Annotated in this window: 11 protein-coding genes; 7 read left to right on the top strand and 4 right to left on the bottom strand. The window is 71.2% G+C overall.

The genetic code is table 11. From position 1 onward, the window contains the following. Window positions 1-173 precede the first annotated feature (173 nt). From AC2CJA_RS14395 to AC2CJA_RS14380, 4 genes are all read left to right on the top strand, one after another. Window positions 174-1,421, top strand: coding sequence for an acyltransferase family protein (locus AC2CJA_RS14395; RefSeq protein ID WP_241715553.1), 1,248 nt, complete (start codon window positions 174-176; stop codon window positions 1,419-1,421). Continuing rightward, window positions 1,418-2,203: a thioesterase II family protein gene (locus AC2CJA_RS14390; RefSeq protein WP_484603092.1), complete on the top strand. Its 786-nt coding sequence runs from the start codon at window positions 1,418-1,420 to the stop codon at window positions 2,201-2,203. Before AC2CJA_RS14395 ends, AC2CJA_RS14390 begins: the two co-directional genes overlap by 4 nt. Next, on the top strand, window positions 2,200-3,759 hold the full coding sequence (locus AC2CJA_RS14385) for a methyltransferase domain-containing protein (RefSeq protein WP_484603091.1): 1,560 nt from the start codon (window positions 2,200-2,202) through the stop codon (window positions 3,757-3,759). Before AC2CJA_RS14390 ends, AC2CJA_RS14385 begins: the two co-directional genes overlap by 4 nt. A 167-nt stretch (window positions 3,760-3,926) precedes the next feature. Further along, complete coding sequence (locus tag AC2CJA_RS14380) at window positions 3,927-5,309, top strand: FAD-binding oxidoreductase (RefSeq protein WP_484603090.1); 1,383 nt, start codon at window positions 3,927-3,929, stop codon at window positions 5,307-5,309. Between the two features lie 318 nt (window positions 5,310-5,627). Here the strand turns inward: AC2CJA_RS14380 and AC2CJA_RS14375 are convergent, their stop codons facing one another. From AC2CJA_RS14375 to AC2CJA_RS14365, 3 genes are all read right to left on the bottom strand, one after another. Further along, window positions 5,628-7,226 (bottom strand): MFS transporter, encoded by a 1,599-nt coding sequence (locus AC2CJA_RS14375; RefSeq protein ID WP_484603089.1) that lies wholly within the window; start codon window positions 7,224-7,226, stop codon window positions 5,628-5,630. Between the two features lie 73 nt (window positions 7,227-7,299). Beyond that, a complete protein-coding gene (locus tag AC2CJA_RS14370) occupies window positions 7,300-8,691 on the bottom strand; it encodes an FAD-binding oxidoreductase (RefSeq protein WP_484603088.1) in 1,392 nt (463 codons plus the stop codon). Window positions 8,692-9,153: 462 nt separating this feature from the next. Continuing rightward, a complete protein-coding gene (locus tag AC2CJA_RS14365; RefSeq protein WP_241715562.1) occupies window positions 9,154-9,609 on the bottom strand; it encodes a MarR family winged helix-turn-helix transcriptional regulator in 456 nt (151 codons plus the stop codon). A 121-nt stretch (window positions 9,610-9,730) separates the two neighbouring features. Here AC2CJA_RS14365 and AC2CJA_RS14360 point away from each other — a divergent pair, with 121 nt between their 5' ends. Further along, window positions 9,731-10,636, top strand: a complete 906-nt coding sequence (locus AC2CJA_RS14360) for an NADP-dependent oxidoreductase (RefSeq protein ID WP_484603087.1) — start codon at window positions 9,731-9,733, stop codon at window positions 10,634-10,636. Between the two features lie 360 nt (window positions 10,637-10,996). On the opposite strand, the gene AC2CJA_RS14355 is transcribed toward AC2CJA_RS14360, so the two are convergent. Then, on the bottom strand, window positions 10,997-11,209 hold the full coding sequence (locus AC2CJA_RS14355) for a hypothetical protein (RefSeq protein ID WP_484603086.1): 213 nt from the start codon (window positions 11,207-11,209) through the stop codon (window positions 10,997-10,999). A gap of 207 nt (window positions 11,210-11,416) precedes the next feature. On the opposite strand from AC2CJA_RS14355, the gene tap reads away from it, so the two are divergent. After that, entirely contained in the window at window positions 11,417-13,768 is a 2,352-nt protein-coding gene (tap, locus tag AC2CJA_RS14350) for a telomere-associated protein Tap (protein WP_484603085.1), read from the top strand. 12 nt (window positions 13,769-13,780) lie between these two features. Beyond that, entirely contained in the window at window positions 13,781-14,338 is a 558-nt protein-coding gene (tpg, locus tag AC2CJA_RS14345) for a telomere-protecting terminal protein Tpg (RefSeq protein ID WP_484603084.1), read from the top strand. Window positions 14,339-14,969: the final 631 nt, after the last annotated feature.

Raw genomic sequence — 14,969 nt, 5'->3', positions numbered from 1 at the left:
CGCGCCGGCCGGCCCCGCGCCCCGCCCGGCGCCCCGACCCCCCCCCCCCCCCCCCCCCCCGCTCCCCGTCGTCGTGCCGCGCGCCACCGGAACACCGCAATCCCAAAGATGCGGGGAGGGACGCCCGCCGAGAGGCTGGGCCCCATCCTTTCGCTGATCAGGGGGTCGGTCCGGTGGCCATCACCACGTCCAACTCTTCCGAGGCCGTCAGCAGCACCCGCAGCACCCGGCGCCGGTTCTTCCCGGAGCTCGAGGGAATGCGCGGGCTCGCGGCCATGGGAGTGCTCTTCACGCACGTCGCGTTCAGTTCCGGCATGGTCGGGTTCATGGACCAGGAGCCCAACGGGTTCCTCGGCGTCATGCTCCAACAGCTCCACGTGAGCCTGCCCATCTTCTTCGTACTCTCGGGCATGCTGCTGTACCGGCCCTTCGCCCTCGCCACCATCGCCGGCACTCCCAAACCGGAGATCAAGCCCTACTTCTGGCGCCGTGCGCTGCGCACCCTGCCCGCTTACTGGGTGCTCGTCGCCGTCGCGCTGCTCACCCTCAACCGCGACGGTGTGCACAGCCTGTGGCAGATCATCCGCCCCGTACTTCTGCTGCAGGTCTACCAGCTTGAGGCCCGCCTCGTCGGCCAGGGGCTGGAGCAGACCTGGACCCTGGCCACCGAGGTCGCGTTCTACGCCGTGCTGCCGCTCCTGGCCTGGGCCCTCAACCGGTTCGCCCGCTCGGCCTCCGACCCGGGCGTTCGTGTCCGCCGCATCCTGTGGGGCCTGAGCCCGCTCGTCGTCATCGGCTTCGTGTACGCCTGGTACACCTTCCTGCCCTCCATGGGCGTCTACCCCATCCAGAACGAGTGGCCGCCGAAGTGGCTCGGGTTCATCGCCGTCGGTATGGGTCTGGCCGCGCTCTCCGCGGGGGCCGAGGTCGCCCCCGACCGTGTCCCGGCCTTCTACCGCTTCGTGCAGAACAACCCGCTCTGGTGCTGGGGTCTCGCGGCGGGTGTCTACGTCGTGGCCTGTGTCCGGCCGATCGGTGAGCCCGGATACGCGGACTACCCGTCGATGGCCGGCGGTATGACCGAGCACTTCCTCTACACGCTCTTCGGTCTCCTCCTCGTCGCCCCGGTCACCGTGCCGACCCCCTCACGCTTCGTCGTCGCGGTCATGAGCAACCCCGTGATGCGCTTCCTCGGCCGCATCTCCTACGGCCTGTACCTCTGGCACATCGCCATCATCTACTTCTGGCGCGGTGACCTGATGCCGAGAGGCAGCTTCCTGGAGCTGATCGCCGTCACCCTCGGCGGATCGATCGTCCTGGCCACGGCCAGCTACTACCTCGTCGAGGCCCCCGCCATGCGGCTGCGCGAGCGTCTCGGCAAGGCATCCGCCGGACCCAGCGTCGAGACGATCGTGCGGTGAGCTGGATCCGCACGCTGCGGACCGCTCCCCCCGGAGCGGTCCGCCTGGTGTGCCTGCCCCACGCGGGCGGCTCCGCCCACGCCTACCTGCCACTCGCCGAGGCCCTCGGCCCCGGGACGGAGGTGCTGGCCGCCCAGTACCCCGGCCGCCACGACCGACTGGCCGAACTTCCGCTGGGGGACCTGAGACTGATGGCCGGCCACATCGCCGCCTGTCTCGGCCCGCTGCGGGACGCGCCGCTGGCCCTCTTCGGCCACAGCCTCGGTGCACTCCTCGGGTACGAGGTCGCCGCCCGCCTCCAGGCCACCGGACCGGCACCGGTGCACCTCTTCGCCTCGGCGATGCTCGCGCCTTCGCGCCACCGCCACGGCGGGGTCCACCTGCGCGACGACGACGGCATCCTCGCCGAGCTCGACCGGCTCAGCGGCACGCCGGCCCGCTCGTCCGTCGAGGAGTCCCTGCTGCGCCTGATGCTGCCGGCGATCCGCGGCGACTACCGGGCCTTCGAGACGTACACCGACCCAGGACACCTGCTGAGCTGTCCGGTCACCGTCTTCCTGGGGGACGCCGACCCGCTCGTCACACCCGACGAGGCCCGCGCGTGGGCGCGGCACACCACCGGCCCCGGCACCCTCCGGATACTGCCCGGCGGCCACTTCTATCTGACCGAGCCCGGGAACACGGCGGAGATCGCCCGTGTGGTGTCCGCACGGCTCGCGGACATCACCGAGTCGGCCCGGCACCCGGCGCCCGCCCAAGCCAGAGAAGGGATCCGCACATGAGCCACCCGCCGACCCCCCCGACGGCCGCCGACCTCCTCGGCACCTTTTCCCAGGCCCCGGGCGAGCGGCTGGGGGAGGAGTTCCTACGCCTGGCCGGCGCCGTGTGGTCTCCCGGGGGACCGGTGGACGGCGCCGCGGACCGGATCCCCGAGCTCGTCGCGGCGCTCGACGAGGGCGACGCCCGGCGCACGGGCTACCTGACCGTCCTCCTCGGCCTGCTCGCCGAGTCCGAGTACCGCGATCACCCGGCCGATGACGGGCCGGTCCGCGCCGCCGTCCGCCAGGGTCTCGACCGCTACCTGGAGCTCCTCGGCCGCAGCGGCCCAGCCACCCCCCTGACCCTCGCTCTGGTCTATCTGCTGGCGCACTTCCCGGAGGACCGGGTGCGCGTGCTGGCCGCGGCCAGCACCGAGGAACTCGCCCTCGACGAGCACGACCTCACGCGCCTGGAGCGCACGCTCCGTCCGCTCGACCCGCACGCCCCCGACCTCGGCCGCTGCTGGCCCTCGCCCGCCGCGTGGAACCTCAACGACGACGAGCGAAGCTTCGACCAGGAGTGGATCAGGACGCTCACACCCGAGCAGACCGCCGCCAACTGGGACAACGACACCCGAACCGTCCTCGCCTACGCGGGCATGCGGGCCTACTGGGCTGTCCGCCACGGCTCCGTGAACGAGACCTCCTACCCGGCACCCGCCGTGACGGCCACCACCGCCGGCGAACTGGGACCCGAGGCGTTCGCCCGCCACGCCGACGCCCTGCGCTGCCCGTCCTGCGCCGGGCGGCTCGACTGCGCCGACGGTATCCGCTGCACCTCCTGCACCGCATCCTTCCCCCTCGCCCGGGGCCTGCTCGACCTCTCCCGGGGCACGACCCAATCCCAGGCGTCCGAAGAGGACGACACCGCCGACTTGTTGCAGAAGCTGGCCGCCATGCCGAGCATGGGCGTCTACTACGAGACGGTGCTGCGTCCCGCGTTCCTCCGGATCGCCGGACTCAACTGGGACGACGCCGTCACTCCGGCCGACGAGGACGCCTACCTCCGCACGCACACCCGGCCCGTCGACGGGCCCGTGCTCGACCTGTGCGCCGGAGCCGGCCGCTGGACGGCCGTCCTGGAGGGTGTCGTCGGCACCGAGCGACTGATCGCCCAGGACCTGGGCCTGCCCATGCTCACCGCGCTGCGCCGCGCGCTGCCCCAGGTGCCCGCCGTCGTGGCCAGTGCGCTCACCCTGCCCTACGCCGACGCCAGCCTCGGCGCCGTCAACTGCTGGAACGCTCTGCAGGCGTTCCCCGAGCAGGCCGACACCGCCATCGCCGAGATCGGCCGCGTTCTCAAGCCGGGTGGCACGCTCACCCTGCTCACCTTCCGCTGGGCCGACGACCCGGTCGACCGTTACTTCCAGGGGGCGCACTACTTCCCCAGCCGCCCCGCCGGAATGCTCCTGTTCGAACCGGAGCAGATTCGCGGCTGGCTCGCCGACGCGGGCCTGACCATCCGTCATCAGTCGGGCACCGGCTCCTTCGTCTTCATCACCGCCGAACGCGCCGCCTAGCGCTGTGGCGGGAAAGGTCTGCCGGCGCTCTCATGGCGCCCGGCGCTCCCTCCGGCGGTACGCCGTGGGGAGCAGCCCCCGGCTCCGTGCCACGGCCGGTCCTCCTCCCCGGCGGACCGGCCGCCCGCTGCCTCCTCCCCACCGATCCGACGCCGGAGGAACCCACCATGACCACTGCCGGCGAGCACCCCGTAGCCCTCGCACGGCGCGGCGAGGCCGCGTACCGGGCGGCCACCCGGGTGTTCAACCTCTCCGCCCCGGTGGCCCCCGCGGTCGCCGTCACCGCGCGCTCCGCCGAGGAGATCCGCGCCGCGATCGACCACGCCCGCGCCGCCGGGCTGGGTGTGCGGGTCCATGCGACCGGACACGCCGCCGCAACCGCGCGCCCCATGGACCACGCCCTGCTCATCCGCACCGAACTCGCCGAGGAGGTCGTGGTGGATCCGCAGCGCGGGATCGCGAGGGTTCCCGCCGGCACCCGCTGGGGAGCGGTGGTCGAGGCGGCCGCCCCCCACGGCCTGGCCGCGCCGCACGGCTCCTCCCCCACCGTAGGGGCTGTCGGCTACCTCCTGGGCGGCGGCCTGAGCATGTACGCACGCCACACGGGCCTGGCCGCCAACAGCGTGCGGGCGGTCGAACTCGTCACCGCCGACGGCGAGTTGTGCCGGGTCGACGCGACGCACGATCCTGAGCTGTTCCATGCGCTGCGCGGAGGCGGCGGCGGCCTCGGTGTCGTCACAGCGGTCGAGGTGGCCCTCTTCCCGGTCGCGGCAGTGGTGACCGGCGCGGCCTTCTGGCCCGCCGCGAACGCCGAACGGCTACTGCCGATCTGGCGCGCGTGGACCGCGCGCGCCCCGCGCGAGGTCACCACCTCGGTCCGTGTGATGAACCTGCCCAGCCTCCCCGAAGTCCCCGCGGTACTCAGGGCAGGCCCCGTCGTGTGCCTGGACGGTGTCGTCATCGCCCCGGGTACGGAGGACCTGGACACGGCCCGCCGTCAGGCGGCGGACCTGCTCGGCCCACTGCGCGCGGCCGCCGCCCCCCTCATGGACACCTGGCACGAGGCCGGACCCCTCGCTGTGCCGGAGACTCACATGGACCCGCCCGAGCCCGTGCCGGTGCTCGGCGACCACCTGCTCCTGGGCGAGCTCGGCGACGAGGGCGTCGCCGCCTTCCTGCGTGCCACTGTCGACCGGCCCCGCAGCGCGCTCACCGTCGCCGAACTGCGGCAGCTCGGCGGTGGTCTTGCCGAGGCTCCCGCGGGCTCCGGCGCACTCGGCCGGCTGGACGCCCACTTCGCGTACTCCGGGGCCGGAGTGCCCGGCTTCGGCGGTACCGAGGAGGAGATCCGCGCGCACTGTGCCGAAGTCCGGACTCACCTCGGCCCATGGGACACCGGCCGGACCGCTCCGACATTCGTCGCGGGCCTGGAGCAGCCCCAGGGGCACCTGACGTCCGAGAAGGTCCTCGCCGTCGACCGGGTCCGCGCCCGCGTCGACCCCGAGGGCCTGTTCCGCGGAGACATAGCACCGGGCTGTTCGGCCGCGTGAACCGACGGCCGCGGCGCGGGCGTGCCGAACGGTCTCGGGAACAGCGCCCGCCGTAGTTCGGCCGCCGTCAGACCGTCCCGCTCGGTCGGCAGGCCCTGACCGTCCGGATCAGGATCTCTCCCCCGCCGTCATCGTGCGGGCCCCCGGGTTCGGCTCGCCGGGGCCCTGAGGGCGGGGCCCGGCGAGCCGGAGGGTGCCGCGGGGAGAGCGGACCGGGCACGATCACGGCATCCGGTTCCGGCCAGGCGCGCAGGAGCGTGAGCCCGGCCCGCCGAGCGCGGGATCCGGGAGCGGGTGGAGCCGAACCGCTCCGCCGTCTCAGCTCGCCGAGGCGGGATCGGGCCGGGCCTCGGAGGTGGTCTCTCCAGGGGGCTCCGCCACGGGCGCCTCCGTGTCCGGCGCGCCGAGCGGCGGCACGTGGCGCAGGACGACCGCGATGAGGACGGCCACCCCGGTCAGGAGGACGGCGGTGAGACCCACGACGGTGTGCAGGCCGGTGACGTACGCTTTCGACGCCGCGTCACTCAGTCCGGCCGCGAGTCCCTCAGGCAGCGTGCGGACTGCGGAAGCGGCGCCGGCCACGCTCTCCCGGGCGCTGTCCACCGCCGATGCGGGCAGGCCCGCGGGCAGCGTTCCGGCGACCACGTGCCGGTAGACGGCCGTGCCGAGGGTACCGACGACGGCGATGCCCAGCCCGTAGCCGAATTCGTTGCCGGTCTGGGAGATCGACCCGGCGGCACCGGCCTTTTCCGGCGGGGCGGAGCCGACCACCAGGTTGGTTCCGAGGGAGACGAGCGGCCCGCCGCCGAGCCCGTTGAGCGTCCAGCCGACCACCAGCCACACCGTGCCGGAACCCGGCTCCGCCCCGAGCATCAGGACGAACCCGGTGACCACCAGGGCCAGGCCGCCCGCGATGAGGTAGGCGGGCCGGATCCGGCGGGCCAGGATCGGCGACACGGTGATGCCCGCGATCGAGGCCGCCATGCCGGGCAGCAGCCCGAGGCCCGAGGCGAGCGGCGTCATCCCCTCCACAGCCTGGAAGTACTGGGTGATGAACAGCATCGCGGTGCCGGTGAGCATGCTGTACAGGAGCATGCTCACCACCGCGGTGCTGAACGAGGTGTCGCCGAACAGCCTCAGGTCGAGCAGAGGGTCGCGGAGGGTCTTCTGGCGCCGGACGAAGAGGACGCCGACGAGGATTCCGGCGACGAGGGCGATGAGAGGAAGAGGGGCGAGGCCCTGGCGGGCGGTCTCCTTCAGGCCGTAGACGAAGGGCAGGACGGCGGCGAGGGAGAGCGCGACGCTGGGCAGGTCAAGCCGTCCGGCCTGCGGGGCCTTGTACTCGGGCAGCAGCACCGGGCCGAGCGCGAGCAGCAGGGCCATGACGGGGACGCCGATCAGGAAGGCAGAGCCCCACCAGAAGTGGTTGAGCAGCACGCCGCCCGCGATCGGGCCGACGATCGCGCCGACTGAGAAGCCTCCGGCCCAGATGCCGATGGCGACGCCCATCTGCTTGGGGTCGCGGAACATGTTGCTGATGAGAGCGAGGGAACTGGGGGCGAGGGTGGCGCCGGAGATGCCCAGGAGGACACGGGCGGCGATGAGGATCTCCGGCGTGGGCGCGAAAGCGGCCAGCAGGCTGGCCAGCCCGAAGACGGCGGCGCCGACGAGGAGGAGTCTGCGGCGACCGATGCGGTCGCCCAGGGTGCCCATGGTGATGAGGAAGCCGCCGACCATGAACCCGTACATGTCCATGATCCAGAGCTGTTCGGTACTGCTCGCGCCGAGGTCGGAACTGAGCTGGGGCAGCGCCAGCAACAGCACGAACACGTCGAAGGAGACGAGAGTGGCCGTCAGGGCCAGGATGGCCAGGCCCATCCACTCCCGGCGCCCCGCACGTGGGGCGGCCTCTGTCATCACGATCCGGTCCTTTCCTCGCCGGGCTGTCGTCGCCCGGTCTGCGTGCGCATGGTTCGTGGGCCTGCCGGGGTCAGCGGGACTCGTCGGCCGGCGGGATGTTGCTGTTGACACGGAACACGTTGGTCGGGTCGTATGTGCGCTTGATCGCCCGAAGCCGATCCCAGGTGCCCTCCGGGTAGGCATCCCGGACGCGGGCCTCGCTGTCCTCGGCGAGGAAGTTGACGTACACGCCCGGCCCGCCCTTCTGCAAAGCGGCCGCCAGTTCGTCCGCCCAGCGGGTGTGCGACTCCGCCTCGGCAGGGTCGGTGTACATGGCGGCGACGTTGACCAGGATTCTGCGATCGCGGTGCGCGAACGCCGTCGCGTCCGAGGGCACTCGGACCATCGCACCGCCGAGCACCCGGATCTGGACCGCCGGCATGACGGCCGTCGAGGAGGCCACCCGCTCCAGGACCAGCGTCGCGTCGTCCAGGCCGAAGTCGTCGGTGAGCAGGCTTCGGGCGGCGGCGACCGGGTGGAAGTCCTCGTCCTCGGGCGGGTACACACCCGTGTACGGCATCACCCGGATCATGTCGGCGATCGGCGTGGCCAGCTCGCGGAACGGGGCCAGGGCCTTCTCGGCCTCCTCGCCCTCGCCCGCGTAGACCAGGGTCGCCAGGATGATCGGCGTGCCGTGCAGTTCCTCGGGGACGAACGGCATCGGCGGCGACGGCATCACGTTGGCGATGGTCGACAGCTCTTCGGGGGCTTCGTCCGCGGCTATGACGAATCCGGCGATGATCTCCGGGGTGGCGGGCATGATCAGCATGCCGCCGGTGACGGTCGGCAGCTCGTGCAGCCGGAACTTCAGCCGGGTGACCACGCCGAAGTTGCCGCCGCCGCCGCGGATCGCCCAGAACAGATCCGGCTCGTTCTCGGAGTCGACCAGGCGCACGGTTCCGTCGGCGGTGACCACCTCGGCGGCCAGCAGGTCATCGATGGTCAGGCCGTACTTGCGGACCAGGTAGCCGATGCCGCCACCGACGGTGATGCCGCCCAGGCCCACGCTGCCCGTGTCGCCGAAGCCGGTGACCAGGCCGTGCCCGGCCACCTCCTTGCCGTACTCGCCCGCGTTCAGACCGGCCCCGGCCCAGGCCGTCCGGGCCTCGGGGTCGATCTCCAGGCTGTTCAGCGCCGAGGTGTCGAGGACCAGACCGTCGCTGAGGCAGAAGAGGCTGTGTCCGCCGCCCTTGACGGTCAGCGGCAGCCCGTGGTCCCGGGCGAACATGACGATCCGGGCCACATCATCGGCGTCGGACGGCTGCGCGATCATGGCCGGCCGCTGGTCCATCCCACCCAGGTAGACGGTGCGGGCCTGTTCGTAACCAGCATCACCGGGAACGAGGACCTGTCCGCCGACCGCGTTGCGCAGCTGTGTGGCCGCGGCGCCGTCCCACTCGATGACCGTGGGGGTGTTCACCATGAAAAGGTCTCCTCGGATCGTGCTGCGTCATGGCTGAGACGAATGACGGGGCCGTGAGGGCCCGGAACGTTCCTCGCCGGGGGTCAGGGATACCCACGGCCATCCTGGGTATCAGGCAAGCGGCGACGCATCTCCCATACTGCTGTCCTTGAGGTCGAACACGCCGTCAGCGATCGTGCACAGGTGCTCCACACGTACCTTCTTGGCCGCGTAGTGCCCGATCACGGGGAAACCCCACCGGCCATGGGATCCGGTTCCGCGGTCAGGCAGGGCCGGAGTCCGGCGTGTTCGTTGAGTTCGGTGGCGCGGCGGAGGCCGTGGTCGTGGCATCGGTTGATGCTTTTGGGCCGTATATCGCCCATGTGCCCTGTTGCCTGGTTCCAGGCGGCGGACGCCTGCTCGATAAGGCGTGTTCCGGCTGTGAGAACCGTGCCGGCCTGTGGCGGTCGGCCGCCCCGCGGTTCAGTTCGCGCGGCTGTCGAGGGACCGTGCGACGGAGGCGGCGATGGAGCCGAGCTGCCGCGACTGCTCCTCGGTAAGCCGGCCGAAGACATGCTCGCGCAGGACGGTGCGGTAGAGGGGTGCCGCCTCCGTGTACTTCAGCGCTCCCGCCTCCGTCAGGGACGCGGTCGTGACGCGGGCGTCGGCGGGGTCCTGTTCACGCAGGAGCCAGCCCTGCCCCTCCAGTCGTGAAGCGATGCGGGACAGGTGCGACGGGGTGACACGGGACAGCTCCGCGAGGGATCCCATCGTGCGCTCGCCGTGCTGCGTCAGACACCACAGGATCAGGAACTCGTGGTGGCTCAGCCCTTGCCGTTTGAGCCGTCCCTCCAGCGCGGCCGGGAGCCACAGCAGCACGGACAGCAGCGACTCCCAGGTCTCCGTCTCGGCCGGCGTCAGCTCGTCGTTCGCTTCCACGTGCCCGATCGTAGCGCGCCGACAGTTTCCACGGTAAGTTACACAGAGCTATTTGCGTTGGAAAATTATAGGCGCTAGGTTAGTTTCCACCGCAAGTTAATCCACTGCCGAAGGAGCTCCCATGCGTGCCGCCCGCTACCACGACTACGGCCCCGCCGACATCCTCGTCATCGAAGAGGCCCCCGAACCGCACGCCGGCCCCGGCGAGGTCCGCATCAAGGTCATCGCCGCGTCCGTCAACCCGGTGGACTGGAAGATCCGTTCAGGAGAGGCCCGCTCCCTGTTCCCGGTCGACTTCCCGGTGATTCCGGGCCGTGACGCCGCCGGTGTGGTGGACGAGATCGGTGCGGGCGTCACCGGCGTCGCCCCCGGCGACCGGGTGTTCGGCCTCGGCGGCCTCTTCGGGGCGAGTGCCGAGTACGCCACGCTGTCCGCCTGGGCCGCCGTCCCGGACACCTGGACCACGGAGCAGGCCGCGGGCGCAGGACTCGCCCTCGCCACCGCGGGTCCGGCGCTCGACGCTCTCGGCGACCTGTCCGGCCGCACACTGCTGATCGAAGGGGCAGCCGGTGGCGTGGGCGGCGCCGCCGTGGCGATGGCACTGGCCCGCGGAGCCACCGTCATCGGCACGTCGAGCCCTGGCAAGCACGCCTATCTGCGCACCCTGGGCGCGCTGCCCACCACGTACGGGGAGGGCCTGGCCGGCCGGGTGCGTAGCCTCGCCCCGGCTGGGGTGGACGCCGTCGTGGACCTGGCCGCCTCCGGCTCGCTTCCGGACCTGGTCGCCCTGGCCGGTGGCCCGGACCGTGTCGTGACGGTCGCCGACGCCACCCGCGCGGGCGAACTCGGAGTCCGGCACCTCTACGCGGAGAACGACTCCGCGGTGCTCGCGGCCGGCGCCGCACTGGGCAGTCGGGGCGCGTACCTGCCCCACATCGCCGCGGTCTACCCGCTGGAGGAGATCGCCCAAGCGCACCGCGACATCGAACGCGGCCACACCCAGGGGAAGATCGTCGTCACGGTGTGACGGCCCCGCCCACCCGGTCCGGCACGAGGTGTGAAATCAGCGGCTCTGCCCCACATTCGGCGGTGACAGGTTATGAGTACGGGGCACCTCTGTCTCGCAGAGGGTGAGGGCGGTGCCCTGGCCTCGATGCTCCGCAACAGACGGCACCACATCGGAGGCGCCGAGGTTGTCGCGCCACGCTCTCACGGACAGGCGCCGAGCCGATCGGCCGCCCCTGGGGAGCGACTGCTGTGGTGCACGGACCTGCGTGTTCGTGATCGGTGGCCTGTCCGTCGCCGCCGTTGCTGTCCGTCGCCACCGAATGTGGGACAGAGCCGAACGTTTGGCAGACCCATCTCTACCGAACCGGGGCGGTTCAGCTCAAGGGAACGGGTGGTCCTCGGTGCTGTACCACCAGGAGGTGCTGGAGATCGTGGTGAAGCTGAAAGCGGCGAGCGGGACGACGATCGGCAGCCAGAAGCGCAGGTCGTCGTCGGCGGGCAGCTGCCGGCCCCGGCGGTCGCCCATGTGGTGCAGGAACCACAGGTGCAGAGGGACGCTCACGAGCGCGTACAGCCACAGCACCACCCGCATCGCTCAGTCCGCGGGGCCGATGGACATCCTCCCCTTCGCCGTGGTCACGACGGTAGTGACCAGCGCCTCGGGTCGGTGCGCGTTCGTGAGAACAAACCACCAATCCGGCCAGAACACCCGATCCAACACACTTCGTACGGCATTCGTACGGTAAAAGTACGCAATTCTTACGGTTAATGAGGTAGGGTGTAGGTCAGGAGGTGTTCCATGTCCGAGCTGTTCGACGCGGTCGACGCGCTGGTCGCGTCCCGCTCTCCGCTGCCGCCGGCGGAGGAGCGCAAGCGGCTGCGCACCGCGCACGGCCTGACGCTGGACGAAGTCGCCGCCGCGCTGAAGGTGCGCCGGGCCACGGTGTCCGCCTGGGAGTCGACGAAGAAGCCGACCGAGCCGCGCGGCCTGGAGCGTGAGGCGTACGCACGGCTGCTCAAGCAGCTCGCGGAGCTCTACCCCGCACCCGCAACGCCGAAAGAGTCGGCTGCCCCGGTACCTGCCACGTTCACCAGCGCGCCCGACTCGGCAGGCGAAATGCCAGAGGTTCCGGAGTCCCTGAACGATGAAATAGTCGAATCCCTTCGCCCCACCAGGTCGCGCCGTCCTGGGACGCAGAAGGCAGCCCCGTCGGAAGCGCGGGCTCTGTCCACAGGGGAGGCGTCCGAGGCTGCGGCCATGACTGCAACCGAGAACACCCAGACCCCTGCCCCTGTCGCCGCTGCTCCGGCGGCCGCGCCCCGTCCGGCGCGCACCACCAGGCCGTCGTCGACCTCGCGCCGCCCGGGTGCGAAGAAGGCGGCCCCGGCCGGTGCCCCGGCGGGCGGCGCCGATCCGCGGTTCGAGAACGGGCCGCTGGCGGTCGTCGACGTCGACAACGACGGGAAGGTGCTGGCGTACTGCGTCGGCGGCCTGGTCCTGGACGTGCCCGCCAAGAGCATCCCGGCACTGGTCGACTGGACGCTGCGCGAGGCCAAGCTCGGTCAGCCCAAGCTGTCCGGGCCGGGCAAGGACGCCGACCCGCTGCTCGTGCTCACCGAGGCCGCCCTGGAGCGCTACGGCCTGCCCGTCACCCTCACTGACGAGGAGCGGCTCGCCGGGCGGATCCCGGAGGACCACAAGGTCATCAAGCAGCTCGCGCGCGCGGAGTGGAAGCTGACCAAGCGCGGCTTCGGCCCGTGGGCGAGGATCTACCGCCCCGCCACCGGTTCGGAGCGGGCCTGCGTCCAGCTGTGCATCCCCTCCTGGAGCGCGCTGGACACCCGGCACTGGGGTAAGGCCGGGCAGCTCCCGCCGGCCGAGCTCGCCCGGGTCCTGGGCGTGTACGCCTCGCGGGTGATGACGCCACGCGGCTCGACCGCGGTGACCGGCCTGGAGCTGATGACCGCCCTGCACCCGCCGACGCGTGCCTCCGAGCCGGACGCCGACGGCAAGCGGCACTCCGAGCACAACCCCGGCTCGCTGGGCAAGGACGCCATCGACCCGATGAACTGGCCGCCGTGCGAGGTCCCCGACGGCCACCCGGTCCTCAAGGACCTGCCGCGGTTCCACGTCCGCGGCCCCGGCGAGAAGCTGTTCGAGGAGGCGTACGACTGGGCGCGGCCGATGACCGATGCCGAGTGCACCCTGCGCCACCTGATCGGCATCGACGTCAACATGGCCTTCGCCGCCGGCGCCAACGGCCTGAACGTCGGCCTGGGCGAGGCGACGCACGTCAAGAACCCGGTCTTCGACCCGAAGCTGCCCGGCTCGTGGCTGGTCGACCTGTCCCACGTCGACCTGTCCCGCGTGAAGGTGGGCAAGGAGTGGGTGGAGCTGGACGGCAGCCTGCTGCCCAGCCCGTTCACGCCGAAGGGCGAGCGCCCGACGGGGCCGGCCTGGTACGCGACGCCCACCGTGGCGTACGCGGCGGAGCTCGGCTACGAGGTGCGCCCGATCGAGGCGTGGGTCCGGTACGAGAACGGCCGCTACCTGGACGGCTGGTACCAGCGGCTGCGCGATGCCTACCTCGCCACGATGGCCGACCTCGGCGTCGACGCCGACCTCGCCCCGGCCGACTTCCTCGCCGCGATGGACGGTTACAAGAACCGCGACCCGGAGCTGGGACTCGTCATCTCGGCGATCAAGGCCACGGTGAAGGGCGGCCTGGGCAAGCTGCGCGAGCGGCCCCGGGGCGAGGGCTGGCGGCCGGGCCAGCCGTGGCGGGCCCTGTCCCGGCCGACGTGGCGGCCCGACATCCGGGCGGCGGTCATCTCCCGCACCCGGATCAACCTGCACCGCAAGATCGCCCGCCACGCGGCGTTCACCGGCCGGTACCCGGTCGCGATCCTGTCCGACTGCGTCGTCTACGCGGCAGACGGGCCCTCGCCGCTGGACTTCCTGCCCTATCGCGACGGCAAGCCGCTGCCCGGCGGCTTCAAGCTCGGCATCAACCCCGGCCTGGTCAAGCACGAGGGCACCCAGTCCGTCCTGTGGGGCGAGGAGGTCCGCGACCGGTTCAACGCCCCCGAGCTCAACCTCGCCCGGTACATCAAGGACGGCACCGTCACCGACGTCGACAACGGAGAGTAGGAGTAGGCCACGATGAGCCTGTTCGGGGACGGCCTGGAGAAGGCGGTGCACAAGGCGTTCACCCGCCCGGCACCGAAGTCGGCCGGCGCGCAGATGCGGTACCTGGTCAAGCAGCTCAAGGGCACGAAGGCGGTCGCCCAGACGCTGCGGGTCTCCCAGCGCACCGTCGAGCGGTACGTGAAGGACCAGATCAAGAAGCCCCGCCCGGACCTCGCCGCGCGCTTGGAGCGCGAGGTGAAGAAGCGCTGGCAGCCGCAGATCCGGGCTAAAGCCAAGGTGAAGGCGGCGACCACCGGCGGCATCGTCATCGACGCCCGGGCCCGCATGGGTTACACCGCGCCGATCGGGTCGACGGACCAGGACCGCATCCGGCACCTGACCGTCGCCCTGCCCCCGCAGTACGCCGCCCGCCTCTTCGACGCTCAGGAACAGGGGGCCAGCGACGCCCGCCTCCAGCAGATCGCGGCCGAAGCGCTCAAGGAGGTGTACTTCCAGGACGGCGGCCGCCGCGCCGGCAGCCTGGAGGAGGTCCGCTTCACCGACATCGAACACCTCGAGTTCGAGCTGTAGCAGCCGCGCCCCGAACAGCCCGCGAGCCCGGACCGATAGGGTCCGGGCTCGCTCGCGTGTCCGCAGGGGTTGGATGGCCGAGGGCTACCTGCCCATCAGCTCGTTGAGCGGGGTGACAGCGACGATACCGATACCAATCGCCGTTCTGAGAGGGCGTTCACGTAGGTTTATTCCGATATGCCTGCTTTGTCCATGACCTATTTTGGACGCTTTCGCAAACTAAGGGTTATTCGTTCCCTGCGAGGTCGAGCAGTCGACTATCCGCCTCATGTGGTTCTGTGCGCGGAAACCCGTCTGATTTGAAAATGCCATGGAACCGCCCGACTTGCAGCGGAACTCACCTGCGATCTCTCGGGTTGGTGTCGGTGGTGGTGAGAGTCGGTCGCGCTGGTCCGGGGATGGGTGTTGCGGGGCTGGTCAGCGGCTGTTTACGGGTGGGTGGTCCGCTGTCATGAGGTGAGAGATTGAGGGGTGGGATCGCTGTCGTGAGGCTTTATCGCATGGCACCTGATGTTGTCTCAGCTTGGCGTTTAACCTCGCCTGTCACTCGACCTGCTGATCTGCGGTTCTTCCCGGGACAGCGGACGCGGCCGTTCTCCACGCTTCGAGATGTCGAGTCACGAAGTTCAAG

This window comes from Streptomyces sp. ATLC9 (assembly GCF_057196705.1).
The sequence above is the reverse complement of the archived record's forward strand: the minus strand, read 5'-3'. Positions and strand labels throughout refer to the sequence as shown.

Excerpts from the sequence above, each read along its gene's own strand:
- AC2CJA_RS14385 (WP_484603091.1), top strand. The coding sequence starts at position 2,200 with ATGAGCCACCCGCCGACCCCCCCGACGGCCGCCGACCTCCTCGGCACC.
- AC2CJA_RS14380 (WP_484603090.1), top strand. The coding sequence starts at position 3,927 with ATGACCACTGCCGGCGAGCACCCCGTAGCCCTCGCACGGCGCGGCGAG.
- AC2CJA_RS14375 (WP_484603089.1), bottom strand. The coding sequence starts at position 7,226 with ATGACAGAGGCCGCCCCACGTGCGGGGCGCCGGGAGTGGATGGGCCTG.
- AC2CJA_RS14370 (WP_484603088.1), bottom strand. The coding sequence starts at position 8,691 with ATGGTGAACACCCCCACGGTCATCGAGTGGGACGGCGCCGCGGCCACA.
- AC2CJA_RS14360 (WP_484603087.1), top strand. The coding sequence starts at position 9,731 with ATGCGTGCCGCCCGCTACCACGACTACGGCCCCGCCGACATCCTCGTC.
- AC2CJA_RS14355 (WP_484603086.1), bottom strand. The coding sequence starts at position 11,209 with ATGCGGGTGGTGCTGTGGCTGTACGCGCTCGTGAGCGTCCCTCTGCAC.
- tap (WP_484603085.1), top strand. The coding sequence starts at position 11,417 with ATGTCCGAGCTGTTCGACGCGGTCGACGCGCTGGTCGCGTCCCGCTCT.
- tpg (WP_484603084.1), top strand. The coding sequence starts at position 13,781 with ATGAGCCTGTTCGGGGACGGCCTGGAGAAGGCGGTGCACAAGGCGTTC.